We start from the raw sequence: 26,045 nt of genomic DNA on the forward strand, positions 1-26,045 counted from the left end.
GCCGCAGAGCTGTGCATTACGAGCGGCCCATCAAGTGGCAGCCGGGACGTCGAGGGGTATCCAGATGACTTCAGAGTCGGCTTCATGGGCCGCGAACCAGGCGGGCGCCAGCATGGCCTCGGTGTGGCCCCAGGACATGGGGCTGACGCGAGAGGAGCGCCAGAGCCCCGATATTTCGGCCCAGGTTCAGGCCGAACAAATACTCGGGCTCTTTGAGGGCACCGTCAAACGCACCCTGTTGGGCTTGGCTTTTTGTGCCTTGCCGGTCTATCTGCTCTGGCCCCACCTCTCTCACGAACTCCTGTTGGGCTGGTTCGCAGTGCGCGCCGCTATGACCGTGTGGCGCTGTGCCCAAGCCCTGCACTTTCAGCGCCAGTTCCTAGGCAAGGGCAGCCAGGAAAGCCCGGCACTTGAGGCCCTGCTGCCCTGGCGCCGCCGAGCCTTGCGCTTGCTGGCTCTGGATGCGCTGAGCTGGGGGGCCATGGGCTGGTTCTTCCATACACCGCAAGCACCCGAGCTTGAAGGCGTGATGCTGGCATCGATGCTGGGCTTGAGCGCCATGGGCCTGTTCGTGCTGGGAGGCCGCTTCCAAGCCAATCTGGTCTTTTCCACCCTGGCCCTCGCACCCTTGATGGCCTACCAACTGAGCCTCGGCACGCAGACCGGCGCTGTCATTGCCATCGGCCTGGGATTCTTTCTCGGCCTGGGTTTGAGCGAGTCGCGCCGGATCGAGCAGCGCCTGACCGAGCTGCTGCGCCTGCGCTTTGCCAATGCCTGGGTGGCCGAGCAAAGACAGCAAGCACTGCAATCGGCCGAACACCAAAGCACCAGCAAGAGCCGCTTTGTTGCCGTCATGAGCCACGAGATCCGCACACCGCTGAACGGCATCCTGGGCATGACCCAATTGCTGGAGCGCAGTGAACTGAACCCGGAACAACGCGAACAGATCGACATCGTGCGACGCTCTGGCCGCCATCTGCTGGCCCTGGTCAACGACATCCTGGATCTGGCGCGCATCGAATCGGGCAAGCTGGCGGTCGACGCCGGACCGGTCAGCCTGCGAGAGGTCGTGGACGATGTCTGCCAGTTGCTGGTGCAGACTGCGCGCGACAAAGGCCTGGCGTTCGAATTGCAGTTCAGCCCCGCCCTGCCCAGCCATGCACTCGGTGACGCCTCCCGCATCAAGCAGGTGCTGCACAACCTGATCGGCAACGCCATCAAGTTCACCGAACACGGCAGCGTTCAAGTGGAAGTCAGCGCCACCCTGGACATGCGCGCTGGCACCCTGCTGCGCTTCGCGGTCCGCGACAGCGGTGAAGGCATTGCCGCCGACCAGATGGAGCGCATCTTCGCCCCCTTCGAGCAAGCCACACAGCAGGCACAGGCTGTGCGCCAGGACGGCAGCGGCCTGGGATTGACCATCTCGCGCGAACTGGCACGCGCCATGGGCGGAGACTTGCGTTGCAGCTCCGTGCCGGGCCAGGGCTCGCTGTTCGAATTCACCTTGCCTTTGCAAGCCTGCCAGCCCGCTGCGGCACGCACGCCAGTGGCCAGCGACTATCGCAAGCTCGGTGCTGCAACGGCGGCCAGCGAACTGGCGCCACAGCTCAGCGGCCGCGTGCTGCTGGTCGACGACAGCCTGGTCAATGTGCTGGTGGCCTCCTCCATGCTGGAGTGTTGTGGCCTGCAGGTGGACACCGCCGAGAACGGGGTCGAAGCGCTGGCCTGCCTGAATCAACAGGACTACCAGCTTGTGCTGATGGACTGCCAGATGCCGCGCATGGATGGCTTCGAGGCCACGCGCCGCTGGCGCAGCCAGGAGCGTCAGAAGTTCCTGACGCCCGTGCCCATCGTCGCCCTGACCGCCAGCGCGGTGAACGGCGACCGCGAACGCTGCATCCAGTGTGGCATGGACGATTACCTGGTCAAACCCTTCGAAATGGACGACCTCGTGGCCGTGGTGCAGCGCCATATGCAGGTCGCGCAGCTGAGCCGCTCGGCCGCCCTGGTCTGAAGGGCAAATCCGGCCGCTGCGCCGGCGCACGATAATCGGCGCCATGCAGGTTTTTCGCGGTTTTCATCATCCCGGCATTGCCAGCGCCTGTGCGCTGACGATTGGCAATTTCGACGGCGTCCATCGCGGCCACCAGGCCATGCTGGCCTTGCTCAAGTCCGAGGCTTCTCACCGCGGCTTGCCCAGCTGCGTGATGACCTTCGAACCCCACCCACGCGACTTTTTCGCCCAGCTCGCCGGCAAGCCCCAGCTGGCACCGGCACGCATTGCCACCTTGCGCGACAAGCTCAGCGAGCTCGAGCGCTGTGGCATCGACCAGGTCATCGTGCTGCGCTTCGATGCCGCTCTGGCTGCATTGAGCGCACAAGCTTTCGTCGAGCAAGTACTGATGCAGGGCCTGGGGGCTCGCTACATCCTGGTCGGCGATGACTTCCGCTTTGGAGCCAAGCGCCAGGGCGACTACGCCACTTTAGACGCGACCGGACGGCAGCGCGGCTTTGATGTCGCTCGCATGATGAGTTATGAGGTCCATGGCCTGCGCGTCAGCAGCTCGGCCGTGCGCGAGGCCCTGGCCGCTGGCGACATGGCAGCGGCCACCCGCTTGCTCGGCCGGCCCTATGCCATCTCGGGCCATGTCGTTCATGGTCAGAAGCTGGGCCGCAGCCTCGGTGAATCCAGCCCTGGTGCGCTGGACGGCTTCCGCACCCTGAACCTGCGCTTCAGCCACGACAAGCCGGCCGCCCACGGCATCTTCGCCGTGCGCACCCATGGCCTGGCCGCAGAGCCGCTCGACGGCGTGGCCAGCCTGGGTGTGCGGCCCACGGTGGAAGACGCCGGCCGGGTGCTGCTCGAGGTGCATTGCTTCGACTGGCCCGCTCCTCTGGGGCGTGAGGAGGCCTACGGTAAACTCGTGCGCGTGGAACTCCTGCACAAACTTCGCGACGAAGCCCGCTACGACGGGCTCGATGCCTTGACGGCCGCCATCCGGCAGGATGCCGAGCAGGCACGCGCCTTTTTGGCCACCCATGCCGCCCAGCGCCGGCAGACCACCCGCGATCGAATTTGATCGGCGCGGGGGTCGGGTGAGCAGCACCGACCTGCCGCAGCTCCCCAAGCGGGCTCTATCGCCCGCTCGCACGCTCCGCCCGCGCCCTGCTGCGCGGCGCCCCACCTGAACGGGCTCACGCCTGAAAGCCATCGCTTCACCATGACAGCCGCCAAAGACACCCCCGCCGATTACCGCGCCACGCTGAACCTGCCCGACACCCCATTTCCCATGCGGGGCGATCTGCCCAAGCGCGAGCCGGGCTGGATCAAGGCCTGGGAAGAGCAAGGCACCTACCAGCGTCTGCGCGAGGCGCGCCGCGGCGCGCCCAAGTTCGTGCTGCATGACGGCCCGCCGTATGCGAATGGCCAGATCCACATCGGCCACGCCGCCAACAAAATCCTCAAGGACATGATCGTCAAGGCCCGCCAGCTGGAAGGCCTTGACGCGGCCTACATCCCCGGCTGGGACTGCCACGGCCTGCCGATCGAGAACCAGATCGAGAAAACCCACGGCCGCGGCCTGCCGCGCGACGAGGTGCAGGCCAAGAGCCGCGCCTATGCCGGCGAGCAGATCGACGCCCAGCGCGCCGATTTCAAGCGCCTGGGCGTGCTCGGCGAGTGGGACCGCCCCTACCGCACCATGGACTTCAAGAACGAGGCCGGTGAGATCCGCGTCTTGAAGCGCATGTTCGAGCGCGGCTTCGTCTACCGCGGCCTCAAACCCGTGTACTGGTGCTTTGACTGCGGCTCCTCGCTCGCCGAGTTCGAAATCGAGTACCAGGACAAGAAGAGCCCGGCCGTGGACGTGGCTTTCCTGAGCGCCGAACCGGTGCGCCTGGCCGCGGCCTTTGGCCTGAGCTCGCTGGACAAGGATGCCTTCACCGTCATCTGGACCACCACGCCCTGGACCATCCCGGCCAACCAGGCGCTCAACCTCAACCCCGAGCTGAGCTACGCCCTGGTGGACACGCCGCGCGGCCTGTATGTCGTGGCCGAGGCCCTGGTCGAGAAGTGCCTGGCGCGCTGGAAGCTCGAGGGCTCGGTATTGGCCACCACGGTTGGCAAGAACCTGGCCGGCCTGGAATTCAAGCATCCGCTGGCCCATGTCGATGCGGGCTACAACCGCAACAGCCCCGTCTATTTGGCCGAGTACGCCACCGCCGAGGACGGCACCGGCGTCGTGCATTCGGCGCCCGCCTACGGCCTGGATGACTTCCAGTCCTGCATCTCGCATGGCATGGCCTTCAAGGACATCCTGAACCCGGTCACCGGCAACGGCACTTACGAAGCCAGCCTGCCCCTGTTCGGCGGCCAGCACATCTGGAAGGCCAATGCCGTCATCGCCCAGACGCTGGAAGACGCTGGCCGACTGCTCTCGCATGTGCAGATCACCCACAGCTACCCGCACTGCTGGCGCCACAAGACGCCGGTGATCTACCGGGCGGCCGCGCAATGGTTTGTACGCATGGATGAGGGTGAAGGTTTGTTCGCTGTCGACCCGGCCGCCAAGACCCTGCGCCAGACCGCGCTGGAAGCCATCGACGCCACCAGCTTCTACCCCGAGAACGGCCGCGCCCGCCTGCGCGACATGATCGCTGGCCGGCCCGATTGGTGCATCTCGCGCCAGCGCAGCTGGGGCGTGCCCCTGCCCATCTTCCTGCACAAGGACAGCGGCCTGGCCCACCCCAAGACCCTGGAGTTCATCGAGCGCGCCGCGCAGCTGGTGGAAGCCGGCGGCGTCGAGGCCTGGGCCAAGCTGGACCCGGCCGAGTGGCTGGGTGAAGAAGCAGCGCAGTACAGCAAGGGCAGCGACATCCTGGACGTCTGGTTCGACTCCGGTTCGACCTTCCAGCATGTGCTCAAGGGCAGCCATGCCGGCGCCGCCCACGACAGCGGCCCCGAGGCCGACCTCTACCTGGAAGGCCACGACCAGCACCGCGGCTGGTTCCACAGCTCGCTGCTGATCGGCTGCGCACTCTACGGCCGCGCGCCCTACAAGGGCTTGCTGACCCACGGCTTCGTCGTCGACGGCAAGGGCCGCAAGATGAGCAAGTCGGAAGGCAATGTGGTGGCGCCGCAAGCCGTCAGCGAGAAGATGGGCGCCGAGATCATCCGCCTCTGGTGCGCCTCCACCGACTACTCGGGCGACCTGGGCCTGGACGACAAGATCCTGGCTCGCGTGGTGGACGCTTACCGTCGCATCCGCAACACCCTGCGCTTCTTGCTGGCCAATGTCTCGGACTTCGATGCCAAGACCGATGCCGTGCCGCTGGATCAGCTGCTGGAGGTGGACCGCTTCGCCCTGGCCCGCGCGTCGCAGCTGCAGGCCGACATCCTGGCGCACTACCAGCGCTATGAGTTCCACCCGGTGGTGGCCAAGCTGCAGGTCTATTGCTCGGAAGACCTGGGCGCCTTCTACCTGGACGTGCTCAAGGACCGGCTCTACACCACCGCACCCAAAAGCCTGGCGCGCCGCTCGGCGCAAACCGCGCTCTGGCACATCACCCAGGCCATGCTGCGCTGGATGGCGCCCTTCCTGAGCTTCACTGCCGAGGAAGCCTGGGCCATCTTAGACGGCGGCCATGGCGACGAGAGCATCTTTGTCGAGACCTACTGGAAGTTCGCCGCACCCGACGAGACCTTGCTGGCCAAATGGGCCCGCATCCGCGAGATCCGCGAGGCGGTCAACAAGGCCATCGAGGATGTGCGCACAGCCGGCAGCGTCGGCGCTTCCCTGCAGGCCGAGGTGGCCTTGGGCGTCAATGCGCAAGACCTGACCCTGCTGCAATCGCTGGGTGCGGACCTGAAGTTCGTCTTCATCACCTCAGCCGCCAGCCTGATAGCTGCGGAGGAGCTGAGCGTCTCGGTCACACCGTCGGCTCATCAGAAATGTGAGCGTTGCTGGCACTACAGCGCCGACGTGGGCCTCAGCGCGAGCCACCCGACCCTGTGCGGCCGCTGCGACAGCAATTTGCACGGCAGCGGCGAAACCCGGACGGTGGCCTGAGCGATGGCAAATACGATCAAAAAAATCAGCGGCAGCAGCGGCGGCAACAAGCTGCCCTTATGGCTGGCAATCGCCTTGCTGATCATCGTCCTGGATCAGTTCACCAAGGTGCTGATCCTGGGCAATTTCCAGCTCGGCGACAGCCGTTTCGTGACCAGCTTCTTCAACGTTGTGCGATGGCACAACACCGGCGCAGCTTTCAGCTTTCTGGCCGGGGCGGCCGGCTGGCAGCGCTGGTTCTTTGTCGGCCTGGGCGCCGCGGCCACGGTCTTCATCCTTGTCATGCTCAAGCGCCATGGCCAACAGACGCTGTTTGCCACCGCTTTGAGCCTGATCTTGGGCGGCGCCCTCGGCAATGTCATCGACCGCCTGCTGCACGGCTATGTGGTGGATTTCATCCAGCTGCACTGGAACGGCCGAGCTTTCCCCTCCTTCAATGTGGCCGACAGTGCCATCTCGGTTGGCGCGGTACTGCTGATCTGGGACGAGCTCCGCCGGGTGCGCAAAGGCTGAAGTCTGCGGCGCTACCGCTGAAGCTCGAAGGCAGCGCAAGGCCAGCTGCGAGGCCGGCAGCGCGCCCCGTCTGCTGGAAAGCCCGCTGGTGCGCGGGCCGCCTGGGCGCCTAAGCTGCGCCCATGAAACCCGCCGACCTGCCTTCGCCCGACGCGGCTGCGCCGCCCACACCTCCGGCTGACTCAAGCAGCCCGAGCGATGAGATCCCCGCAGACAGCGCCTTCGCCATCGAGCTGAGGCCCTTGAGCTTTGCCGACCCGTTTCGCTGGCTGGCCGCGGGCTGGCAAGACTTTCGGCGCGCGCCCCTGATCGGCCTGTTCTTCGGCGCCTGCTTCATGCTCATGGGCTGGTGCCTGCTCGGTGTCTACGAGCACGCGCCCATCTACACACTGGCTCTGTCCGCAAGTTTCCTGCTGATGGGGCCTTTTCTGTGCCTGGGCCTGTACCAGGTCAGCCGTCGGCTGCAACAGGGTTTCCAGCCGCGACTGCTGGACTGCCTGACCGCCTGGCGCAAGCGCATGTCGCAGATCGCCATCTTCGGCACCGTGCTGCTGATCCTGGAGATGATCTGGGGCCGCGCGGCGCTGGTCGTGTTCGCGGTCAGCTTTGACGGCATGCCCGATCTGGCCGGCTCACTGGGCAAGTTGCTGAACCCGGAGAACCTGGGCTTCATCACCGCTTACCTCGGCATCGGCGGCTTCTTTGCCGGCCTGATCTACTCCGTCAGCGTGGTCTCCATCCCCATGCTGCTGGACCGGCCCACCGACGCGGTCACGGCCGGTTTGACCAGCCTGCGTCTGGTGTTGACGCAGACGGGTGTCATGCTGTTCTGGGGCGCACTGATCACCGTGCTGGTGGTGCTGGCATTGTTGCCTGGGTTTGCCGGCTTGCTGGTGGTGGGGCCGGTGCTGGGGCATGCCAGCTGGCACGCCTACCGAGCAGCCGTGGTCGAGTGAAGCGCAAGGCTCTCCTCATACCGACACAGCCAGGCATGCATGCCTTGTTTGCGCAAATTTTTGCGTGAACCTGCGCCCAGGCCAGCCCGAGCATGGGGTCGCGCAAGCGACAATGCGCAGCATTCCGCGCCCTACCGCCTACGGACCGGCAGCTCACTGGCCCCACTGATCCTCCATGCTCGACTTCGCCTGCCTGACCCACTACGACTGGCTTGATGTGCCGATGTGGGTTTTCGATCCCGAACGCCAGCGCAATCTCTGGGCCAACGCGGCCGCCTTGAACTTCTGGCGCGCCAGCAGTGCCGAGGAGTTCCTCTCACGTGATTTTTCGGACACCAGCGAAGCCGTGCGCGAACGACTGGCAGTGACCGCCGCCGACCATGCCCAGGGCAAGATCGTGCGCGAGCAATGGACCCTCTACCCCAAGGGCCAACCGGCCACCGTCATGCTGGTCTCGCGCGGCATCCTCACCCCCGACCGCCGCCAGGTCATGCTGTTTGCGGCCGACTCCCTGGCCAGCGGCAGTGACAAAGCCATGCTGCGCGGCGTCGAAGCCTTGCAGCACACCAGTGTGCGCATCGCCGTCTTCAGCTTGCAAGATGGCAACACCCTGATGCGCAACCCGGCCGCTGCGCTGGCCTTCGACAGCCGCAAACCCGCCAGCGACGGCCATCGCATCAGCGATTTCGAAGCCCTGTTTGCCGACCGCGCCGATGCGATCAAAGTGTTCAACCAGGTGCGGGCGGGGCACAGCTTCAAGGCCGACCTGGAATTGCTCAGCGACGGCGGGCGCTGCTGGCATGGGGTCAACGCACGCCCCATGCGCGACCCGGTGACCGGGGAGCAAGTGCTGCTGCTCAACGCGCGCGACATCGCCGATCTCAAGGCCAGCCAGGCCGCTCTGGAGGCCGCGCGCGAAGTGGCCGAAGCCGCCAGCCAGGCCAAGAGCAGCTTCCTGGCCAATATGAGCCACGAAATCCGCACGCCCATGAACGGCGTGCTCGGCCTGACCGAGCTGGTGCTGCAAACTGAGTTGAGCGACAAGCAGCGCAAGTTCATCGAGCTGGCGCACAGCTCGGCCAAGGGCTTGATGGTCATCATCAACGACCTGCTCGACGTGGCCAAGATCGAATCGGGCCGGGTGCTCATCGAACAAGCCCATTTCTCCCTGCACGACTGCCTGCGCGAAGCCCTGCACCCGCTGCTGCTGCAGGCTCATGAAAAAGGCCTGCATTTGCATGCACGCGTGCAGCCCGGTGTGCCCCAACACGCGATCGGCGATGCCCTACGCCTCCGCCAGGTGCTGGTCAATCTGGTCGGCAACGCGCTCAAGTTCACCGAGAAAGGCGAGGTCCGCGTCGAGGTGGAACGCATCGAGCCCGATGCCAATGATCAGGTGCCCGCAAGCGCCACCGCAGGGGCGCTGCGCCTGCGCTTCAGTGTCCATGACACTGGCATTGGCATGACTCGCGATCAGATCCAGCAGATCTTCGAACCCTTCAGCCAGGCCGATGGCAGCATCACCCGCCGTTACGGCGGCACGGGTTTGGGTCTGACCATCGTGCAGCGCCTGGTCGACCTCATGGGCGGCCAGGTGCAGGTCGAAAGCCAACCCGGTACGGGCTCCTGCTTCAGCTTTGAAGTGGCGCTAGACGGTTCGACAGCCGCCGCAGACAGCCACGCGACGCAGCCCGCCACCACAGCTTGATCCTCTGCCTGCCATGGACATGAACCTCACGAGCCAGGCTCGCTACCGCCGCCTTGCCTGGGGCTTGCTGTTGGCGGGGGCCCTGGCCTTGCTTTCGCTCGCCCTGATCGGTGGCCTGTTCGCCTGGCTGATGGACTCCGTCAGCACGCTGGGCTCAGCACAAACCGGCCAGGCCCGCTCGGCCCTGCCTCTGCTGACCGGCCTGGCGGTGGCTGTGGGCTTGCTGCTGCGCTGGCGCCTGCGCAGCGGCAGCAAGAACAACAAACGCCGCGAAGCCGCCAAGCGCTCGGACACCGGCCTTTGAACCCGCGCCTGGCCCTGTTGCTGACCCTGCCGCCCTTGATGTGGGCGGGCAATGCGGTGCTGGGCCGGCTGATGGTGGACAGCATCAGCCCCCTGGCCCTCAACGGCCTGCGCTGGACCTTGGCGGCCCTGCTCTTGCTGCCACTGTCTTGGCGGCTGCTGAGGCAAACCGAATTGCTGCGCCAGCGCTGGGCCTATCTGGCTTTGACCGGTTTCCTGGGCATGGGCTGCTACAACGCTCTGCAATACCAGGCCTTGCGCAGCTCGAGCGCACTCAACGTTACCCTGATCGCCGCCAGCCTGCCGGTCTGGATGCTGGCGATTGGCGCCTTGCTGTTCGGCGTGCGGCCGCAGCGGCGACAGCTGCTGGGCGCCCTGCTCTCGCTGGCCGGCGTTGCCCTGGTGATCGCGCGCGGGCAACTGGCCAGCCTGGCCCAGGTGCACTTCGTCAGCGGCGATCTGCTGATGCTTTTGGCGATTCTGTCCTGGGCCCTGTACAGCTGGCTGCTGGCACGACCGCCCGCCTCGATGCGCGGCGAGCAACGCCCCAACTGGGACTGGGCCGAGACCCTGATGGCCCAACTGCTCTTCGGCCTGGTCTTTGCCGGCGGCATGGCGGGCGCCGAGCAGGCGCTGGGCAAGCCAACACCCATCGCCTGGGGGCCAGGTCTTGCCCTAACCCTGATCTACGTGGCGGTGGGGCCTTCGCTGATCGCCTACCGCTGCTGGGGCCTGGGCGTTGCTCAGGCCGGACCGGCGGTTGCGGCCTTCTTCGGCAACCTCACGCCGGTGTTTGCTGGTCTGATGTCGGCCGCCCTGCTGGGCGAATGGCCGCAGTGGTACCACGGCGTGGCCCTGGGCCTGATTGCGGCCGGAATCTGGGTTTCGTCGAAAAAGGCCTGAAGCCGCGGGGCTGAGCACAACTCAGCTACGCCCTCAGCTGCGCTGGCCGTTGAAGCTGCCGCCGCCCTTCATGCCGCCGCCATAGCTCCAGGTGCCGCTGACCAGGCCGCTGACGGGGTCCACGCCACCCTGGTAATGGGCTGAGCCGGCCGAGCCGGAAGCCACCATGGTCAAACGACCGTTGGGCGCCACCGCGCCGCTGACGTTGAAGGCGCCGCTTTGGTTGGAAACACCGCTGCCGGTGACTGTGCCGCTGCCATTCAGGCCCGGCAGGATGCTGACGGTGAAGCTGCCCTGCTCGTAGCCGCTGAAGCTGCCGGAGAAGTTGCCGAAGATGCCGCCGGCCACCACCTGAGTGACCGGCTGGGCCTGCGGCGCGCTGGAGACCATGCCGCAAGCGCCGACCAAGGTGCGCTGCACCCAGCCGCTGAAGTTGGCGGCGTCCACAAAGACAAAGCCGTTGCTCAGCTCGCCCGAGGCGATCAGCTCGTCGTTCTTGGTCAAGGTGGCGACGACCTTGCCCTCGCGCGAGGCGGTGGCATAGGCCTTCACATTGGCGATCTTGGGGCACAGGGTCTGGCCAGGCTTTTGCGGCGCTTCAGCCTTTTGCGAGGCAGAGGCATTGGCATCGCCCGAAGCGCTGTTGGTACGGATCAGTTGGGGCTGGTCACGGACGGTCTGGACAATCTTGTTGTAGTTGTCCAGCAGGCTGGCGGCCACCATCTTGCCTTCCGGCGTCTTGGTGTAGCCACCCAGGGCGCCCAGCATGCCGTTGCCATAGGCCCAGCCGCCAATGCCGAAGTCGGTTTTGGTGGCTTTGCCTTCGGCGGCAGCCACTTGAATGCTCGAGCGAACATCAGCGATCAAGAGGCTGGTGGACGCTTCCTTGAACTTGAGGCCGCCGGCAATCGCGCCGAGCACGCCCAGTCGACCCATCAACGCACCACCGATGCCGCCGGTATCCGATGCGGCCACCTGCACATTGGGCGTCATCACGAAATCGGCGGCCTGCATCTGGCCCTTGCCGACATTGGATTCCTGGCGCAGCTCGCCGCTCTGGCCCAAGGCGCGCTCTTGCTGCAGGTTCTGCATGGCCACGCCGCGTTCGACCACGTCGAAGCAACCCGACTGCTGGATCATCATGCGCAGCAAGGCCTCGGGCGAACCCAGGCCGTAGCGCGACAGGTGGTGCCAGCCAGTCTGCGGCTCGGCCACGGCGATCACGCCCAGCTTCTTCGAGCACTTCTCGACATTGGAGCCCTGCTCCTCGGCGCGGACAGCACCTGCCAGCATCATCACGGCCGCAGCCACCACGCCGGTCTGCACGAAGACCTTCTGCTTCATCATCAAGATGCACTCCAATTCAGGCATAGCCACACGAAGCCGGGCATTGTGCCCAAGTGTGGCCCGCTCACCCATCCCCCAAAAGGGCCCAGATCGGTAACAAATTGCGACCGAGTTGTGCCCCGCCTGGCTCACTCAAAACACGCCGGCATAAGCCCCACCGTCGAGCAGGATGTTCTGCCCCGTCAGGTAGCCGGCCTGTGCGCTGCACAGCATGGCGCAGATGGCGCCAAACTCGGCGGCCGTGCCGAAGCGCTGGGCCGGAATGCCTTGCTTGCGGCGCTGCGCAAACTCCTCGGTCGCCAGGCCGTTCTTGCTGGCACCGGCCACCAGGGTCTTGTGCAGGCGCTCGGTGTCAAAAGCGCCGGGCAGCAGGTTGTTGAGGGTGACATTGCGGCCGGCCAGCTGCGGCTGGCGCGCCAGGCCGGCGACAAAGCCGGTCAGGCCCGAACGCGCGCCGTTGGACAGGCCCAGCACATCGATGGGCGCCTTGACCGCGCCCGAGGTGATGTTGACCACGCGACCGAAGCCACGCGCCGCCATGCCATCCACCGTCGCCTTGATCAGCTCGATCGGGGTCAGCATATTGGCGTCGATGGCGGCCAGCCAGGTAGCGCGGTCCCAGTCGCGAAAATCACCGGGCGGCGGGCCGCCGGCGTTGTTGACCAGCACATCAACCTGCGGGCAGGCCGCCAGGGCGGCAGCACGGCCCTCGGGCGTGGTGATGTCACCGGCCACGGCGCGCACCAGCACGGCAGGGTTCAGCGCCCGCAGCTCCAGAGCCGTGGCCTCGAGTGCCTCGGCACTGCGCGCCGTGATCACCACATGCGCGCCCTCTTTCACCAAGGCCTCGGCACAGCCTCGACCCAGGCCCTTGCTGGCCGCACACACCAAGGCCCAACGGCCCGACAGTCCCAGATCCATCGTCATCACCTCCAACGCGTCAACAACCACACCCCACCCAGGACCAACAAGGTGCCCAACAGCACCCAGACGGTGAAGGGTTCATCGAGAATCAGCGCGCCCAGCACGATGGTGGACATGGGCCCCACCATGCCGGTCTGCGCCGCCAAGCTCGCTCCCAAGCGCTCGATCGCCAGCATCACCATCAGCACCGGCGCAAACGTGCAAGCCGTGGCGTTGAGCAGGGACAGCCACAGCACTTCGGGCGCCAGCTGGGCCAGGCCACCGAGCGGGCGCAGCAAGAGAAACTGAACAATACACAGCAGGCAGGCCACGCTGGTGGCCAGGCCGGTCAGGCGCATCGCGCCCAGGCGCTGCACCTCCTCGCCGCTGAACAGCAAATAGCAGGCATAGCTGAGCGCACTGCCGAAAACCAATGCGGCACCCAGGCCGACATCGGGGCCCTGCACGGACAACTCCTGACCGAACACCAAGAGCACGCCGCTGTAGCTGATGGCCAAAGCCATCAACTGCCGGCCGGTGACCCTGCGTTTGAAGAACACCCAGCCCAGCAAGAGCACCAAGGTCGGGTTGAGGTAGAGGATCAGGCGCTCAAAACTGGCACTGACGTAGGCCAGCCCTGCGAAGTCCAGAAAGCTGGCCAGGTAGTAACCGCTGAACCCCAGGCCCAGCACCACGCGCACATCACGCCGGCTCAGCGCCGGCTTGCCCCGACCGGCCCACCAAGCCAGCAAGAGAAACATCGGCAGCGCCATCAGCATGCGCAGCATCAGCAGCGTCACCGCATCGACACCGTGCCGATAGGCCAGTTTGACAATGATGGCCTTGCCCGAGAAAGCAACAGCCCCGGCCGTCGCCAAGACAAAACCCGGCCACAGGCGTGCGGGCGCGGGGGAACACTCACTCGGTACAGGGGAAGACATCGCCGGCCATCATAGAAGCCGGGCTCTGCCCGTGGGCGAGCTGGGCCTTCTCTCCTCGGCGAGGCTGCCGCGCAGGGGGCAGAGGCTCAGCGCCAGAACTTGCCGTCAGGACCGATGATGGAGATGTCGACGAAATCGAGGCCGCTGCGGTCCTTGGGGCCGTAATGCAGCTCGACGCCGCCAAGGTCCAAGCGCTGCACACCTTCCAATGCCTTGAGCAAGCCGGCGCGGTTGATGTCCTTGACACAGCGCTTCAGCCCTTCGACCAGCAGTTTGGCGGCCGCGAAACCTTCGATCTGCGCCGGGCTCAGCTCGTTGCGGCCGCGCGCCTTGGCCATGCCCAGGGCTTCGCGCACCAGAGGGTTGTTGCTGGAGCGTTCATACGGAAAGACTTGAGTAACGATCACGCCATGGGCGTTCTCCCCCAAGGCCTTGACGAAGTCCGTGGACGCATTGTTCGACAGGGTGGCGATATGGGCCTTGGAGCCCGTGGCGCGCAGGGCATTGACACCCTGCACCACGGCATAGCTGGGGCCGATGAACAGCACCGCCTCGACGCCCGCCTTGGCCACCTGCTCCATCAAAGGAGCGAGCTCGGGCTTGTCGCGATCGAAGCGCAGGATCGCCGAGGCCTTCATGCCCTGGGCCTCCAGGCCCTTGATCGCACCAACACCAGCGTCGTTGCCGAAGGCGTCATTGACCTGCACCACGGTCACCCGCTTGACGCCGATGGTGGCCAGATGTTGGACCGCCCGCGCCGCCTCGCGCTGAAAGGTGGCCCGCACATTGAAAACCTGGGGGATGAAGGGCTGGTGCAAGACCATGGCGCCGCTGGACGGCGCCACCAGGGCCACCTGATACTTGCTGAGCAAGGGCAGCAGGGCCTGACTCTGGGCTGTACCGCGGCTCAGGAACAAGGCCACCACGCCTTGCTCGATCAATCGCTCGGCATTGGCGGCGCTGAGCTGTGGCTCGTACTTGTCGTCCAGCGAGATCAGTTCGATCGACTGCCCCTTGATGCCGCCCTGGGCATTGATGGCATCGAAATACAGGCGCGCGCCATCGGTGATCTCCTGCACCCCGGCTGCCGCGGGTCCGCTGAAACCAGCCGTTTGGCCGATCTTGATCTGGGCATGTGCCAGGCCTGTCGCACACAGGCAGGCCAGCAGGGCTGCACGAGCAGCCCTGCTCCACACGGGCACCACGGTGCCCTGCTGCCGGGCCGCCACGGCAGCCCTTCCTCCAGCGTCACGCATGACTCTCCCCCTCACCCTCGTCTCTTGTCTTTCGCCGGCCACGAAGGAGCCGTCAGCGAAAATTCAAGGCGCGATTGTGGCGCAGGGCAAGGCCTGCCGGGTGACCATCGGCACCCGGAAAAACCCGTGAAACGAAGGCACGAGCGGCGCTCCGCTTACGGACTCATTACCCGCCTCACACGCCCTGCGCGGCCCGTCCACCGCCGGGGCTCAAGAGGCACTGCATCAGATCGGCGACGCTGCGAATCTGGCTGCCGAAAGGCAAGGCGCCCACGCCGCGAAAGAACAGCCCATGCTTGGCGTCGCCGCGCAGGGCAGCCGCCAGTTGGTTGTCGATGCAGAACTGACCGGCCTCCTTGAGTCCGTCACGCAGGCCGCATTGCGCCAGACAGTCAAACGCCTTGGTGCAGCGGCTCTTCACTTGAGCCATGGCCTGCAACTTGGGAGCTGCACGCAGATAGTTGCGCAACCATGGCGTGGCCACAGCGCGCGCAGGCAGGCCGGCCACACTGATGAACTCCACCAGATCGGCATCGCTGGCCTCGGCCAAGACCCGTTTGAATTCAGGATGGGCATCCCCTTCCACCGTGACGGCAAAGGGCGTGCCCAGTTGCACGGCCGCCGCGCCCAGGGCCTGCAGGCGTTGGATGTCTTCAAACGAGCGCACGCCACCGGCCGCGATCAGAGGAATCTTGCCGGCGATACCGGCTTTCTCGAAATACTCCAGGCACTCGGGAATGACACGCTCGAAGTCGAAGCGAGCATCATTGACATCACTGACCTTGGCTGCGCCGAGGTGGCCGCCGGCCAGGCGCGGGTGCTCGATCACGATGGCATCGGGCAGGCGTTGCTTGCGCTCCCACTTGCGCACGATCAACTGCACACCGCGAGCGTCGCTGAGGATGGGAATCAGGGCCACCCGTGGGTAGGCCGCCGCCAGATCAGGCAAGTCCAAAGGCAGGCCGGCACCGACCACCACCGCTTCGATGCCGCACTCGAGCGCCCGCCGCACCTGCGGCGCGTACTCAGCAACAGCACGCATGACATTGAGCGCCACCAGGCCACGCCCCTGGGCGCGCTGCTTGGCTCCCTCGATCTCGCGTTCCAGCGCGATCAGATTGACTTCATTGATCAAGCGCTTGGCCTCCTCGCCCGCGTTGTGGCCTTCGGTGCGGGCCATCAGATCGGGATGCTGCCGGCGCAGATCGACCGAACTCAAGGTCCCAACCCCACCGAGCGAGGCCACCGTGCCGGCCAGTTGCTGGGCACTGACACCCACACCCATGCCGCCTTGCACAATGGGCAATAGACGACGCCCCTGCAACTCCAGGGCACGCAAGCCGCTGCGTTCGAAAGCCGTTTGCAGCTGCTGCTGAGGACTGAGGTTTGCGGTCATGGGCATGGCATGGCGCTGTCGGCGCCTTGAAAAGAAGATCAGGGCGCAGACTAAGGCCTAGAGAGGCGGTACTAATTGACGAAAGTCAGCAGCGCTGCGATCACAGCCTGCCGCCCCTCTTGAGTTAGCCAGCCACATGCCGAAAGCGCTGCAAGCCAGGAGGACGGGGCCGCAAGAGCGAGGCGGCAGCATCCGAGGCGGCACAGCAGTTCTGCCTCCGCCGCGACGAACTTGGCCACAACCGCGCCAGGAACACGGAAGGCAAGCCCGATGAGATACCAGGATTCGATGTCACGCAGCGCCGAGCATTTGCGCGCCGCCCTGCCCTTGATGACCCGGCAGCGCGCGGCGCTGCATCCGGTCAGCTACGCGGTCTGGTACGAGCATGTCAGCGGCATCAACCCCCCCTTGAGTCGCGCCTTGAAGAAGCTCACGCAAGAAGGCCGCAGCCTGGACGAAACCCAGACCTGGCAGCTCTACGACACTCATGTCAGCGACTTCAACCCCAAGACCGCTCAGACCATAGGCGACGGCATGGCTCGGGTGCTTGACGGCTTGTCGGCTTCGACCGCGCAGGCCGGCCAGCACACGGCCGGCTTCGAAGCCTCGCTGCAGCGCTGGGTCCAAGAGGTGCTCGCCGACGCCGCGCTTCGCCCTCAATCCGCCGAACAGGACCCTGCAGGCGTGGTCCGAGAACTGCTCGACAGCACCCGGGAAGTGCGCGCCAGTCTGCAGCAATTGCAGGGACGTCTTGACAGCAGCCAGAACGAGATCCGTCTCCTGCGTGCCGAAGTGCAGAAAGCCCGTGCAGATGCCTTGGTGGACGCGCTGACCGGCTTGGCCAACCGGCGCGCCTTCGAGCAGCAACTGAGCCAGTGCACGGCAAGCCATCGCGGGCCGGGCACCGCGGCAGGCGCGGGACAGCCGGCGCCCTGTCTGGTGCTCGGCGACATCGACTTCTTCAAGCGTGTCAACGACAGCTTCGGCCACCTGTTCGGAGACCATGTATTGCGCGCCGTGGCACAAACGCTAAAAGGCGTGGCCGCCCATGACAGCCTGCCGGCGCGCGTGGGCGGGGAAGAATTCGCCTTGCTGCTGCCGCGGGCTCAGCTTGCCGAAGCGGAGAGCGTGGCCGAGCAGATGCGAGCCTCGGTGGCAGCCAGTCGCATCCGCCCCGCGCAGACTCAGGCTGCGCTGGAGCGCATCACCATTTCCATGGGTGTCACCCAGATGCACCCCGGCGAGAGTGCCAACGACTTCTTCGCGCGGGCGGACCGGGCGCTTTACGCCTCCAAGCGCTGCGGCCGTAACTGCGTCACGGTGCTGAGTGCACAAGCGGCTTGATGGCTACCGCCCAAGACAGCACCGCCCTGCGACGCGCGCGCACGACGCCGGGCCCGCGCGCCGCTTGACCCGCGAGAAACTGCTCATACACTCGGTGCACCTCGGCCCCTGTTGACGTGATGACGCACCGCTTCTTGCCCCTGCCGACCCTGGTTTGCATCGCCGCCCTCAATTGGCCCGGGCTCGATGATGTTTGAACGCGCGTCACTTCGTTACGCGGTCATCGTCGCCCTGCTGATCGGACTGCTGGTGCCGACGGCCTTGGTCCTGCTCTATGACGCGCAAAAGACCCGGCGCACGGCGCTGGACGATCTCAAGCGCGACCTGGTGCGCACCACAGAAGTGATGGCCCTGTCTCTGGCCGAGCCAGTCTGGCAAGTCTCGCCGGACCTGGCCGAACCCATGATCAAGGCCCAGTTCGATGACCCGCGCTTTGTTTCGGTCGTGGTACGCGAGCCCTCCTCCGTCGCCCCGTTCCAGGAGCTGCGCCGCAAGCAAGAAGCGGCAACCGAACCGGACCTGACCCTGAGCGAAAGCCGGGCCGTCATGCGCGATGGGCGCAAGATTGCCGAGCTGACGGTGGAAATGAGCGCCGCGCCCTTGCTCGAGGCCAAGCAGGCCGAAATGCTGCGCACCTTGTGGCGCAGCTTCCTGACCCTGACCTTGTCCTCGGCCCTGATCCTGTGGGTGATGCAACGCCGCGTGCTGCAACCCATGACCCAACTGACGCAAGCCGCCGAAGCCCTGGCCGCAGGCCAGCTGCAGCAGCCGCTGAAACTGGGTGGTAGCGATGAGATTGCCCGAGTCGGGCTTTCCATGGAGCGCATGCGCCAGTCCTTGCTACAAGCCTTCGACGCCTTGCGCGAACACGCCAACACCCTGGAGGAACAGGTGGAACAACGCACGGCTGAACTGACCACCAGCAATGGCGATCTCACCCAGGCTTTGGCCAACCTGAAGACGGCCCAGCATGAGTTGGTTGAATCTGAGAAGCTGGCATCCCTGGGGCGCTTGGTGGCGGGCGTGGCCCATGAACTGAACACACCCTTGGGCAACTCGCTCACAGTGGTGTCATCGCTGGAGGACCGCTACCGACAACTCGACGAGATGCTGAGCAACAACACACCGATGCGACGTAGCGTGCTTGAGGACCTGGTACGGGACACCCGTCGTGGTCAGGACATTCTGCAGCGAAATGTTCAGAAGGCCGCCGACTTGGTGCGTGACTTCAAGCGCGTGGCCATCGACCAGACCACCGACTCGCGTCGTGACTTCGAGCTCGACCGGGTGATCGAAGACGTGCTGGTCATGGTCGAGCCCAGTTTCAAGCACACGCCCTTTTTGATCCGAACCGAGTTGGTGCGGGGCATCGAAATGAGCAGCTACCCAGGTTCGCTGGGCCAGGTGCTGACCAATTTGCTGATCAATGCACTGGTGCATGGCTTCGAAGGCCGCGAGCAGGGTCAAGTCCTGGTGCGCTGCAGTCTGCCCAGTGCCGATGAAGTCGAATTGAGCGTCGAAGACGACGGCCGGGGCATGGATGAGTCGGTGCGGCGCCGCATCTTCGACCCTTTCTTCACCACCAAGTTGGGCACCGGCGGCTCCGGTCTGGGCATGCACATCGTGCACAACATCGTCACCCATGTGCTGGGCGGGCAGATCGAAGTGTTCAGCGCTGTCGGCCAGGGCACCCGCATGGTGATGCATCTGCCTGTCGTGGCACCGCAACGCGGCAGCGGAAGCGAAGAAGCCTTGCACTAAAGCACTGCGCTGGATCGCTTCCAAGCAGCGCTAAGGGGCTGCCTCAGCAGCCCAGGGTCAACACCTCAGTTGGAGGCAGCGGAAGCCGGCGCAGAGGCGGCCACGGCAGCTGCTGGCTCAGAGGCAGCCGCAGGCGCTTCGGCATGGCCCGCCGTCACATCATGCTTTTCGCCGCTCATGTCGATGTCGCCACCCTTGCTCATGATGAAGATGGCCAGGGCTGCGAACAAAAAGAATCCGACGAGCAATTTCCACATGATTGTTTTCCCGAATCAAAAGTTTGGATGATGAATTCTTGCGGACCAAGCTGACAGCAGGCTGAGCAAACGACGCACAAGGGCTCGCACCAGGCCGCCCGTCGGGCGAAGCCGAAAGCTGTCAGATCCGGTACCGGGGCCTGGAACCGAGCTAATCACGCATTTCAGTGGCAGGCATCACCGCGATGCAGCGCCACGCCCTGCACTCGCCGGCGCGATGCATGACAAGCTACCCGAACAGCTCTTGGGCCGCGGCCACAAAAAAAGGGAGGCCGGCGGCCTCCCTTTCATCGACGATTTCAGTGGCCCTACCCGGCTACGCGCCTTGCGCAATACCGGGCAAGACCCGTGTAGCGTCAGTCCTTGGCGTAGATGTCCACGTCCTTGGTTTCACGCACGAACAGCAGGCCGATGACCAGGGTCATGGCGGCAACGCCGATCGGGTACCAGAGGCCGTGATAGATGTTGCCGTTCTGCGCCACCATCGCAAAGGTGATGGAAGGCAACAGGCCACCGAACCAGCCATTGCCGATGTGGTACGGCAAGCTCATCGACGTGTAGCGGATGCGGGTCGGGAACATTTCCACCAACATGGCGGCAATCGGACCGTAGACCATGGTCACGTACAGCACCAGGACGAAGAGGATGGCCACGACCATGGGCTGGTTGACCTTGGCCGGGTCGGCCTTGGCGGGATAGCCGGCAGCCTTCAGGCCTTCAGCCAATTCCTTCTTGAAGGCGGCAATGCCTTTGACCGTCGCTTCATCGAACTTGTAGTCGTTCAGCTTGGTGGCGTTCAAGCCATTGATGACCTTCTCGCCGACCTTGATGACGGCCAACGAACCAGCGGGGCCCGACAGAGTTTCATAGCTGGCCGACGACTGGGCCAGGGCACGCTTGGCGATGTCGCAGGAGCTGGTGAAGTCCACTTCCTTGGCCACCGGGCTGCCCTGGAAGGAGCAGGTGCTCATGTCCACGGTCAGGGTGATCTGGGCGCTGGCTTGAGCCTTGGCCAGATCCGGGTTGGCGGCGTTGGTCAGAGCCTTGAACAGCGGGAAGTAGGTGACGATGGCCAGCAGCAGACCCGCCATGATGATGGGTTTGCGACCAATCTTGTCCGACAGAGTGCCGAAGATCACGAAGAAAGGCGTGCCCAGCAGCAACGAGACAGCCACCATGATGTTGGCGGTGGCGTTGTCCACCTTCAACACGCTGGTCAGGAAGAACAGCGCATAGAACTGGCCCGAATACCAGACCACACCTTGACCGGCCACCAGGCCAAACAAGGCCAGAGCGACGATCTTCAGGTTCTTCCACTGGCCGAAGGACTCAGACAAAGGTGCCTTGGAGGTCTTGCCTTCCGACTTCATCTTTTGGAAGGCCGGCGATTCATTCATCGACAGGCGAATCCAGACGCTGATGGCCAGCAACAGGATGGACACCAAGAAAGGAACGCGCCAGCCCCAATCGGCAAACGCAGCCTCGCCCACCAGGGTTCGCGTGCCCAGAATCACCATCAGCGACAGGAACAGGCCCAGTGTCGCCGTGGTTTGAATCCAGGAGGTGTAGGCGCCGCGTTTGCCTTGAGGAGCATGCTCCGCCACATAGGTGGCAGCACCGCCGTACTCGCCGCCGAGGGCCAGGCCTTGCAGCATGCGCAACGCGATCAGGATCACCGGAGCCGCAGCGCCGATGGTGGCCGAACCGGGCAAGATGCCGACGATGAAGGTCGACAAGCCCATGATCAGAATGGTCACCAGGAAGGTGTACTTGCGACCGATCATGTCACCCAGGCGACCGAACACCAGGGCGCCGAAGGGGCGCACGATGAAACCGGCCGCAAAGGCCAGCAGCGAGGCGATGAAGGCCGCCTGCGGATCCAGTTGCGAGAAGAATTGCTTGGCGATGATGGCCGCCAGCGAACCGTAGAGGTAGAAGTCGTACCACTCGAACACGGTGCCGAGCGAGGAGGCGAAGATGACCTTCTTTTCCTCTGCCGTCATCGGCGTGCTGGTGGAGACTGCGTTTGCAGTTGCCATGGTGGGTGTCTCCGTTGATTTCGTCCGGCCACAAGGGGATGGACCTGGGGTCCTGAGCGGCTCTCACCAGCAAAAGGCTGAGGGCCCATCCTCTTGCAAACCGACGTTTGCTTGAGAGCCACCGACCGGTAGCTCTTGACACGCATCATGGGAGCCGGCTCTGACCCAACTCTGACGCCGAACTGAATCCAGGCTGACAAAATCCGCTGCAACCCTGCTTTGCAATTTCACAATCCGAAATTTCAAGCCTTTACAGGGTAAGTCCCGGGCTGAGTCGGTCAGGCTCGGTGTGCCGCTGAACTAGCGCGTCAGCTCATGACATCCAGGGGCCTTGCGCCCGAGCTGCTGGCGCTTGACGCGGCAGCAGGCCTCAGGCACCCGCGCGACGCAAACCAGGACGTTGCACCGCGGCGGCTTCCCAGCCGCCCTGCTCAAACCAGACGTCGCCCTTGAGGTAGGCGGCCAGCATCTCCAGCGAATCCAGGCCCCAGAACAGCCGGCCGTCGACCTCAATCGTCGGCACCCCGAACACCCCCAGCGTCAGCGCCGCCTCGGTGGCCACACGCAGCGCTTCCTTGATGTCTTCGCTGGCGGGGTCGCGCACCGGGGCGAGCTCCTGCGTCAAGGCGGCCAGACGCGTGGCATCGGCGGGATGAGCACCTTCGCTGCGCCAGACGTGGCGGAAGATGCGCTCGACCGTGGCCCGGTTCGGCGTGCCGCCCGCAGGAGCACAGGCCCAAGCCAGGCGCAGCAGCGGCAAGGGGTTGAATGGATGCTGGGCCGGAACCTGCAGCGGCAGGCCCAACTTGTGAGCGGCCCAGCTGACCTGACGGAAGGTCCACTGGCGCTTGGGTTCGATCTCGGCCGGTCCTTTTTGGCCCAAGGCGTGAAGCAAGGCGGCAAACAGAATCGGTCGGTACTCGACGCTGTAGCTCAGGCCCTCCAAGGCTTGGGGCAAATGCTCGAAAGCCAGGGCCGCGTAAGGGGAAATGGGGTCGAAGTAAAAGCGCAGCTGTTTCATGCGGAAGGCTCCTGTCGAGTGCTGCGGCCCTATGGGCCCCAGCGGAACGCGGGTGGAAAAAAGTAAACCGATAGGCCTCGTGCGTTACAGCACTCAGGCGATGAAAATGCCCTGCTCGGCCAGTTGCTCGCGCCGCTCGGGCAGGCGCGCCAGAATCTCGCGGCGCGTCTCATCATCGGCGCGCGACCAGACAGTGATTTCCGGAATGCTGCGGGCACAACCTTCGCACCAGCCGGTCGGCGCATGAATGCGGCAGATATTGGTGCAGGGAGAGCTCACCGTGGAAGCCGGCACTGGGGCAAGCACAGAAACAGGGGGGCGTGGGCCGCTCATGTTTGCACCACCTCGATGAACTCGGCACCGGTCAATTGCTTGAGCTCCGGAGGGCTCATCGGGAACACGCCGTTCGGATGACCGGCCGCAGCCCAGATGAGATCGAAGCGCAACAGGTCGGCGTCCAGAAACAGCTGAGGCAAAGACAGGCCCTGCGCCGGCGCAAAGCCCAGCGGAGACACGCCGCCAATCGAGAAACCGGTGTGCGACTTGACGAAGTCGGCATCCGCACGGCCCAGAGGCCCGGTGTGCTGCTGCAGCTTTTTCTCGTCAACGCGGCGATCGCCCGAGGCAATCACCATCACCGCGGCATCATCGGCCCGGCGACGGAACACCACCGACTTGGCAATCTGGCCCAGGCTGACGCCCAAGGCTTCGGCTGCTTCTTGCGAAGTCCGCGCGGCCACGTCGAGCCAACGGGGGGGCTGAGCATGGCCGCGTTGTCGCAAGGCCGCCTGGACGCGAAGAAAGCCCTCGGGCCTGGCCTCGGCAACTGGGGAAACAGGGGAATCGGGTAAGACGGGCAAATTCATCCGCGCATTGTCTCAGGCGCAGCCAGCCGCTTATGCCAGGACGGTATCCAAGACGCGCGGGAAATGGATGCGGGGATCCCAGTGCGCAAACTCACCCACCATCGCTCCGGCCCGAGCACGCAGCGACGGATCCGTCGCCAAATCACGCAAGGCCTGGCGCATGCGCGGCTGCGCGAATTGCCCGGCACGGAAATAGCGCCCGACGCCCGCTTGCTGCATGGCCTTCATGGTCAAAACCTGGTCCAGGTTGGAGCAGATGCCCAACACCGGCCGCCCCTTCTGCAAGGCCTGCTGCACGGTGGCACTGCCGCCATTGCAAACCACCAAGTCGGCCCGGGCGGCCGCATCGCTGCCCGGTAGATAGGGCGCGCTGAACACATGAGGTGAGTCCGAGCGGAAGTCGCTGCGACCAGCCGTGGCCACCAGGCAACTCAAGCCCTCGGCCAGACAGGCTTCAATGATCCCGGGCAGCAGGTCAACACTGCCGGTCGAGCCCAGGGTGATATAGGCCAGCGGCCGGCCTTGGCTGAGCGCCTGCTCCCACCATTCGGGCAATGCCGTGGTCGGCGACCAGACGATGGGCCCGACATAGTGGTGCGACGCCGGCAAGCCCTCGGTGGGCACCAGGCCCGGGGTGTCCGAATAGAGCGTCAGATCGCCATCGCAGTAGTACTCTCGCAAGGTTCGATAGGGCGGCAAGCCATGGTCCTTGCGCACCCGGTTCATGGCAGCGCAGTGGTGCAAGCTGGCCCATGGCCAAACGGCACGAAACACCAGATCCAGGCCGGCATAGCCCAGATAGCGAGCCGGCGCCATCTCAGGCGCCTGCATGCGCTGATCAAGAGCAAACGGGCTCCAATGCGCGTTGGCGATCGAGAGCAGAGGAATGCCGACCTTGCGCGCCGCCACACTCAAGGAGAGCCGATAGTCACCCACGACCGCGGCTGGGCGCACGGACTCAAGCATGCGGATGTCGGCCTCCACGTACTGGCGCAATTCCGCCTCGGTGTAGACCGGCTGCCCCGCCGCCAGGCGCTGCAGAAACAGCGCAGGCGCAATGCTCTGCAGGGTGTGAGATTGCCACTCGGGGCTGGCCGAGCAGATCGGGAACTGACCATTGCTCGCGAACACGACCTCATGGCCCAACTCAACGGCGCGATGCGCCAGCACGCTGGGTCGTGCCACATGGGCCAGGGACACGGCCTCAGCCACGAACAACAGTTTCGATGCAGTCATCTGTCTCGACTCGGTACGGGTGCTGATTGGGCGCAAGCAGGACTCAAGGCCGACGGGCCTGGCCGAACAGGCCGTGAGCCCGGAGCTCGCTCACGGTCTTGTCGTACAGATTTTCGGACTGTTCACCCGAGGCCCAGCCGACAAACTCCTCCATGCCCTGAAGCAAGTCAACTTGAGGTTGGAAGCCGAGGTTACGGCGCGAATGCTCCAGATCGGCGTAGCAGGCAAAGATGTCGCCCACGCGGAACTCGCCACGGTCTTCCAGTTGGGCGTTGAGCTTCATCGCTTGAGCTTGCGTACGGGCGATGTCGGCAATGCTGGCAGGAACGCCGGAGCCGACATTGAACTTCTGACCGGCGGCACTTGGCGTACTCAAGGCCAAGAGATTGGCTTGCACCACGTCGCGGACATGCACGAAATCGCGGATAGGTAGTCCGCTCTCGTACATGGACAGGGACTTGCCCTCGCGGAGCAAGGAAAAGAAGATCGAGACCACCCCGGTGTACGGATTCTTCAATGATTGGCCGGAACCGTAGACATTGAAGTAGCGCAAGGTGGTGACGGGCAGTTTGTAGGTCTTGGCAAAGTAGTCGCAGTAGTCTTCCTGCTCTTTCTTCGTACGCGCATACACCGACAAAGGCGCAGACGGGCAATCCTCGGTCGTGGGCATGGCCTGCATCGGCGCCTGGCAATGCGGGCATGGCATGGAGAAGTCGCCCCGATTCATGGCCGCCACCGAACGGATCTCGGGATGCTGAATGCCGTGACTCGGGCATTTGTACAAACCTTCACCATAAATGGCCCGCGAAGACGAGAGCACCAGGCGATGGAGCTCAACCTTCTTCTTCAGAATGGCTTCCAAAAGCACGGCCGTGCCCAGAACATTCGTGGAGACATAGTCCGCGATCTCGTACATGCTTTGCCCCACGCCCGTGCGTGCGGCCATGTGGTAGACGGCATCGATACCGTCCAGCGCCTCCATGCAATCACTCAAGCTCAAGACAGAGCCCAGACGGCATTCCGCCAGCTCTTGCAGCGCCGCACTGAACTTCGGTTCTGCGCCGTGAATCTGCGGGTCGAGGCTGTCCAGAATCCGGACGCGATGGCCCTGGGCCACCAAGGTGCGAGTGGTGTGGGTGCCGATGAATCCAGCGCCACCGGTGATCAATACATTCATGACGACTCCTCTACTGCAAGCAAGGCAGGATGTGCCGGACCAGATGCCGG

At 64.8% G+C, this 26,045-nt stretch carries 22 protein-coding genes; 10 read left to right on the top strand and 12 right to left on the bottom strand.

The features are described from left to right. Positions 1-112 precede the first annotated feature (112 nt). The 8 genes from LNV28_RS16700 (at position 113) to LNV28_RS16735 (ending at position 10,451) form a co-directional block, all read left to right on the top strand. On the top strand, positions 113-2,014 hold the full coding sequence (locus tag LNV28_RS16700) for an ATP-binding protein (protein ID WP_263517469.1): 1,902 nt from the start codon (positions 113-115) through the stop codon (positions 2,012-2,014). Positions 2,015-2,057: 43 nt separating this feature from the next. Then, on the top strand, positions 2,058-3,080 hold the full coding sequence (locus LNV28_RS16705; protein ID WP_263517470.1) for a bifunctional riboflavin kinase/FAD synthetase: 1,023 nt from the start codon (positions 2,058-2,060) through the stop codon (positions 3,078-3,080). A gap of 141 nt (positions 3,081-3,221) precedes the next feature. Continuing rightward, positions 3,222-6,068, top strand: coding sequence for an isoleucine--tRNA ligase (ileS, locus tag LNV28_RS16710; protein ID WP_263517471.1), 2,847 nt, complete (start codon positions 3,222-3,224; stop codon positions 6,066-6,068). Positions 6,069-6,071: 3 nt separating this feature from the next. Continuing rightward, a complete protein-coding gene (lspA, locus tag LNV28_RS16715; protein ID WP_263517472.1) occupies positions 6,072-6,581 on the top strand; it encodes a signal peptidase II in 510 nt (169 codons plus the stop codon). Between the two features lie 122 nt (positions 6,582-6,703). Next, positions 6,704-7,537 carry a DUF2189 domain-containing protein gene (locus LNV28_RS16720; protein ID WP_263517473.1) on the top strand — a complete coding sequence of 278 codons (834 nt, stop codon included), beginning with the start codon at positions 6,704-6,706 and terminating at the stop codon, positions 7,535-7,537. Positions 7,538-7,712: 175 nt separating this feature from the next. Next, complete coding sequence (locus LNV28_RS16725; RefSeq protein ID WP_263517474.1) at positions 7,713-9,245, top strand: hybrid sensor histidine kinase/response regulator; 1,533 nt, start codon at positions 7,713-7,715, stop codon at positions 9,243-9,245. A 13-nt stretch (positions 9,246-9,258) separates the two neighbouring features. Then, positions 9,259-9,549 carry a hypothetical protein gene (locus LNV28_RS16730; RefSeq protein WP_263517475.1) on the top strand — a complete coding sequence of 97 codons (291 nt, stop codon included), beginning with the start codon at positions 9,259-9,261 and terminating at the stop codon, positions 9,547-9,549. Further along, a complete protein-coding gene (locus LNV28_RS16735; protein WP_263517476.1) occupies positions 9,546-10,451 on the top strand; it encodes a DMT family transporter in 906 nt (301 codons plus the stop codon). Before LNV28_RS16730 ends, LNV28_RS16735 begins: the two co-directional genes overlap by 4 nt. 33 nt (positions 10,452-10,484) lie before the next feature. Here LNV28_RS16735 and LNV28_RS16740 read toward each other — a convergent pair whose 3' ends face one another. The 5 genes from LNV28_RS16740 to LNV28_RS16760 all read right to left on the bottom strand — a co-directional run bounded on the left by LNV28_RS16740 (position 10,485) and on the right by LNV28_RS16760 (position 16,294). Next, entirely contained in the window at positions 10,485-11,798 is a 1,314-nt protein-coding gene (locus LNV28_RS16740; protein ID WP_263517477.1) for a CsgG/HfaB family protein, read from the bottom strand. A 132-nt stretch (positions 11,799-11,930) separates the two neighbouring features. Next, entirely contained in the window at positions 11,931-12,719 is a 789-nt protein-coding gene (locus LNV28_RS16745) for an SDR family oxidoreductase (protein WP_263517478.1), read from the bottom strand. A 5-nt stretch (positions 12,720-12,724) separates the two neighbouring features. Then, the gene (locus LNV28_RS16750) at positions 12,725-13,642 is read right to left on the bottom strand and encodes a DMT family transporter (RefSeq protein WP_263517479.1); all 918 of its coding nucleotides are present in this window, start codon (positions 13,640-13,642) and stop codon (positions 12,725-12,727) included. 86 nt (positions 13,643-13,728) lie between these two features. Continuing rightward, complete coding sequence (locus tag LNV28_RS16755) at positions 13,729-14,898, bottom strand: ABC transporter substrate-binding protein (RefSeq protein WP_263517480.1); 1,170 nt, start codon at positions 14,896-14,898, stop codon at positions 13,729-13,731. A gap of 175 nt (positions 14,899-15,073) precedes the next feature. Continuing rightward, the gene (locus tag LNV28_RS16760; RefSeq protein ID WP_263517481.1) at positions 15,074-16,294 is read right to left on the bottom strand and encodes an NAD(P)H-dependent flavin oxidoreductase; all 1,221 of its coding nucleotides are present in this window, start codon (positions 16,292-16,294) and stop codon (positions 15,074-15,076) included. A 270-nt stretch (positions 16,295-16,564) separates the two neighbouring features. On the opposite strand from LNV28_RS16760, the gene LNV28_RS16765 reads away from it, so the two are divergent. Together LNV28_RS16765 and LNV28_RS16770 are read left to right on the top strand one after the other, a co-directional pair. Continuing rightward, a complete protein-coding gene (locus tag LNV28_RS16765; protein ID WP_263517482.1) occupies positions 16,565-17,638 on the top strand; it encodes a GGDEF domain-containing protein in 1,074 nt (357 codons plus the stop codon). 186 nt (positions 17,639-17,824) lie between these two features. After that, positions 17,825-19,399 carry a sensor histidine kinase gene (locus LNV28_RS16770; protein WP_263517483.1) on the top strand — a complete coding sequence of 525 codons (1,575 nt, stop codon included), beginning with the start codon at positions 17,825-17,827 and terminating at the stop codon, positions 19,397-19,399. Between the two features lie 65 nt (positions 19,400-19,464). Here LNV28_RS16770 and LNV28_RS16775 read toward each other — a convergent pair whose 3' ends face one another. The 7 genes from LNV28_RS16775 to LNV28_RS16805 all read right to left on the bottom strand — a co-directional run bounded on the left by LNV28_RS16775 (position 19,465) and on the right by LNV28_RS16805 (position 25,995). Next, positions 19,465-19,656, bottom strand: a complete 192-nt coding sequence (locus LNV28_RS16775; protein ID WP_263517484.1) for a hypothetical protein — start codon at positions 19,654-19,656, stop codon at positions 19,465-19,467. 356 nt (positions 19,657-20,012) lie between these two features. Further along, positions 20,013-21,695: an MFS transporter gene (locus LNV28_RS16780; protein WP_263517485.1), complete on the bottom strand. Its 1,683-nt coding sequence runs from the start codon at positions 21,693-21,695 to the stop codon at positions 20,013-20,015. A 370-nt stretch (positions 21,696-22,065) separates the two neighbouring features. Beyond that, positions 22,066-22,716, bottom strand: coding sequence for a 2-hydroxychromene-2-carboxylate isomerase (locus tag LNV28_RS16785; protein ID WP_263517486.1), 651 nt, complete (start codon positions 22,714-22,716; stop codon positions 22,066-22,068). Between the two features lie 93 nt (positions 22,717-22,809). Then, a complete protein-coding gene (locus tag LNV28_RS16790) occupies positions 22,810-22,995 on the bottom strand; it encodes a DUF1289 domain-containing protein (RefSeq protein WP_263517487.1) in 186 nt (61 codons plus the stop codon). A 50-nt stretch (positions 22,996-23,045) separates the two neighbouring features. Beyond that, positions 23,046-23,582: a YbaK/EbsC family protein gene (locus LNV28_RS16795; RefSeq protein WP_263517488.1), complete on the bottom strand. Its 537-nt coding sequence runs from the start codon at positions 23,580-23,582 to the stop codon at positions 23,046-23,048. 30 nt (positions 23,583-23,612) lie between these two features. Beyond that, positions 23,613-24,818 carry a glycosyltransferase gene (locus tag LNV28_RS16800; protein ID WP_263517489.1) on the bottom strand — a complete coding sequence of 402 codons (1,206 nt, stop codon included), beginning with the start codon at positions 24,816-24,818 and terminating at the stop codon, positions 23,613-23,615. A 43-nt stretch (positions 24,819-24,861) separates the two neighbouring features. Further along, positions 24,862-25,995 (bottom strand): NAD-dependent epimerase/dehydratase family protein, encoded by a 1,134-nt coding sequence (locus tag LNV28_RS16805; RefSeq protein WP_263517490.1) that lies wholly within the window; start codon positions 25,993-25,995, stop codon positions 24,862-24,864. Positions 25,996-26,045: the final 50 nt, after the last annotated feature.

Origin of the sequence: Paucibacter sp. DJ2R-2 (genome assembly GCF_025717675.1) — a bacterium.
Lineage (GTDB): Bacteria > Pseudomonadota > Gammaproteobacteria > Burkholderiales > Burkholderiaceae_C > Paucibacter_A.

What these genes read in the sequence shown, in the direction of transcription:
- LNV28_RS16700 (WP_263517469.1), top strand. Translation starts at nt 113, where the DNA reads ATGGCCTCGGTGTGGCCCCAGGACATGGGGCTGACGCGAGAGGAGCGC.
- LNV28_RS16705 (WP_263517470.1), top strand. Translation starts at nt 2,058, where the DNA reads ATGCAGGTTTTTCGCGGTTTTCATCATCCCGGCATTGCCAGCGCCTGT.
- ileS (WP_263517471.1), top strand. Translation starts at nt 3,222, where the DNA reads ATGACAGCCGCCAAAGACACCCCCGCCGATTACCGCGCCACGCTGAAC.
- lspA (WP_263517472.1), top strand. Translation starts at nt 6,072, where the DNA reads ATGGCAAATACGATCAAAAAAATCAGCGGCAGCAGCGGCGGCAACAAG.
- LNV28_RS16720 (WP_263517473.1), top strand. Translation starts at nt 6,704, where the DNA reads ATGAAACCCGCCGACCTGCCTTCGCCCGACGCGGCTGCGCCGCCCACA.
- LNV28_RS16725 (WP_263517474.1), top strand. Translation starts at nt 7,713, where the DNA reads ATGCTCGACTTCGCCTGCCTGACCCACTACGACTGGCTTGATGTGCCG.
- LNV28_RS16730 (WP_263517475.1), top strand. Translation starts at nt 9,259, where the DNA reads ATGGACATGAACCTCACGAGCCAGGCTCGCTACCGCCGCCTTGCCTGG.
- LNV28_RS16740 (WP_263517477.1), bottom strand. Translation starts at nt 11,798, where the DNA reads ATGATGAAGCAGAAGGTCTTCGTGCAGACCGGCGTGGTGGCTGCGGCC.
- LNV28_RS16745 (WP_263517478.1), bottom strand. Translation starts at nt 12,719, where the DNA reads ATGGATCTGGGACTGTCGGGCCGTTGGGCCTTGGTGTGTGCGGCCAGC.
- LNV28_RS16750 (WP_263517479.1), bottom strand. Translation starts at nt 13,642, where the DNA reads ATGTCTTCCCCTGTACCGAGTGAGTGTTCCCCCGCGCCCGCACGCCTG.
- LNV28_RS16755 (WP_263517480.1), bottom strand. Translation starts at nt 14,898, where the DNA reads ATGCGTGACGCTGGAGGAAGGGCTGCCGTGGCGGCCCGGCAGCAGGGC.
- LNV28_RS16760 (WP_263517481.1), bottom strand. Translation starts at nt 16,294, where the DNA reads ATGACCGCAAACCTCAGTCCTCAGCAGCAGCTGCAAACGGCTTTCGAA.
- LNV28_RS16765 (WP_263517482.1), top strand. Translation starts at nt 16,565, where the DNA reads ATGAGATACCAGGATTCGATGTCACGCAGCGCCGAGCATTTGCGCGCC.
- LNV28_RS16770 (WP_263517483.1), top strand. Translation starts at nt 17,825, where the DNA reads ATGATGTTTGAACGCGCGTCACTTCGTTACGCGGTCATCGTCGCCCTG.
- LNV28_RS16775 (WP_263517484.1), bottom strand. Translation starts at nt 19,656, where the DNA reads ATGTGGAAATTGCTCGTCGGATTCTTTTTGTTCGCAGCCCTGGCCATC.
- LNV28_RS16780 (WP_263517485.1), bottom strand. Translation starts at nt 21,695, where the DNA reads ATGGCAACTGCAAACGCAGTCTCCACCAGCACGCCGATGACGGCAGAG.
- LNV28_RS16785 (WP_263517486.1), bottom strand. Translation starts at nt 22,716, where the DNA reads ATGAAACAGCTGCGCTTTTACTTCGACCCCATTTCCCCTTACGCGGCC.
- LNV28_RS16795 (WP_263517488.1), bottom strand. Translation starts at nt 23,582, where the DNA reads ATGAATTTGCCCGTCTTACCCGATTCCCCTGTTTCCCCAGTTGCCGAG.
- LNV28_RS16800 (WP_263517489.1), bottom strand. Translation starts at nt 24,818, where the DNA reads ATGACTGCATCGAAACTGTTGTTCGTGGCTGAGGCCGTGTCCCTGGCC.
- LNV28_RS16805 (WP_263517490.1), bottom strand. Translation starts at nt 25,995, where the DNA reads ATGAATGTATTGATCACCGGTGGCGCTGGATTCATCGGCACCCACACC.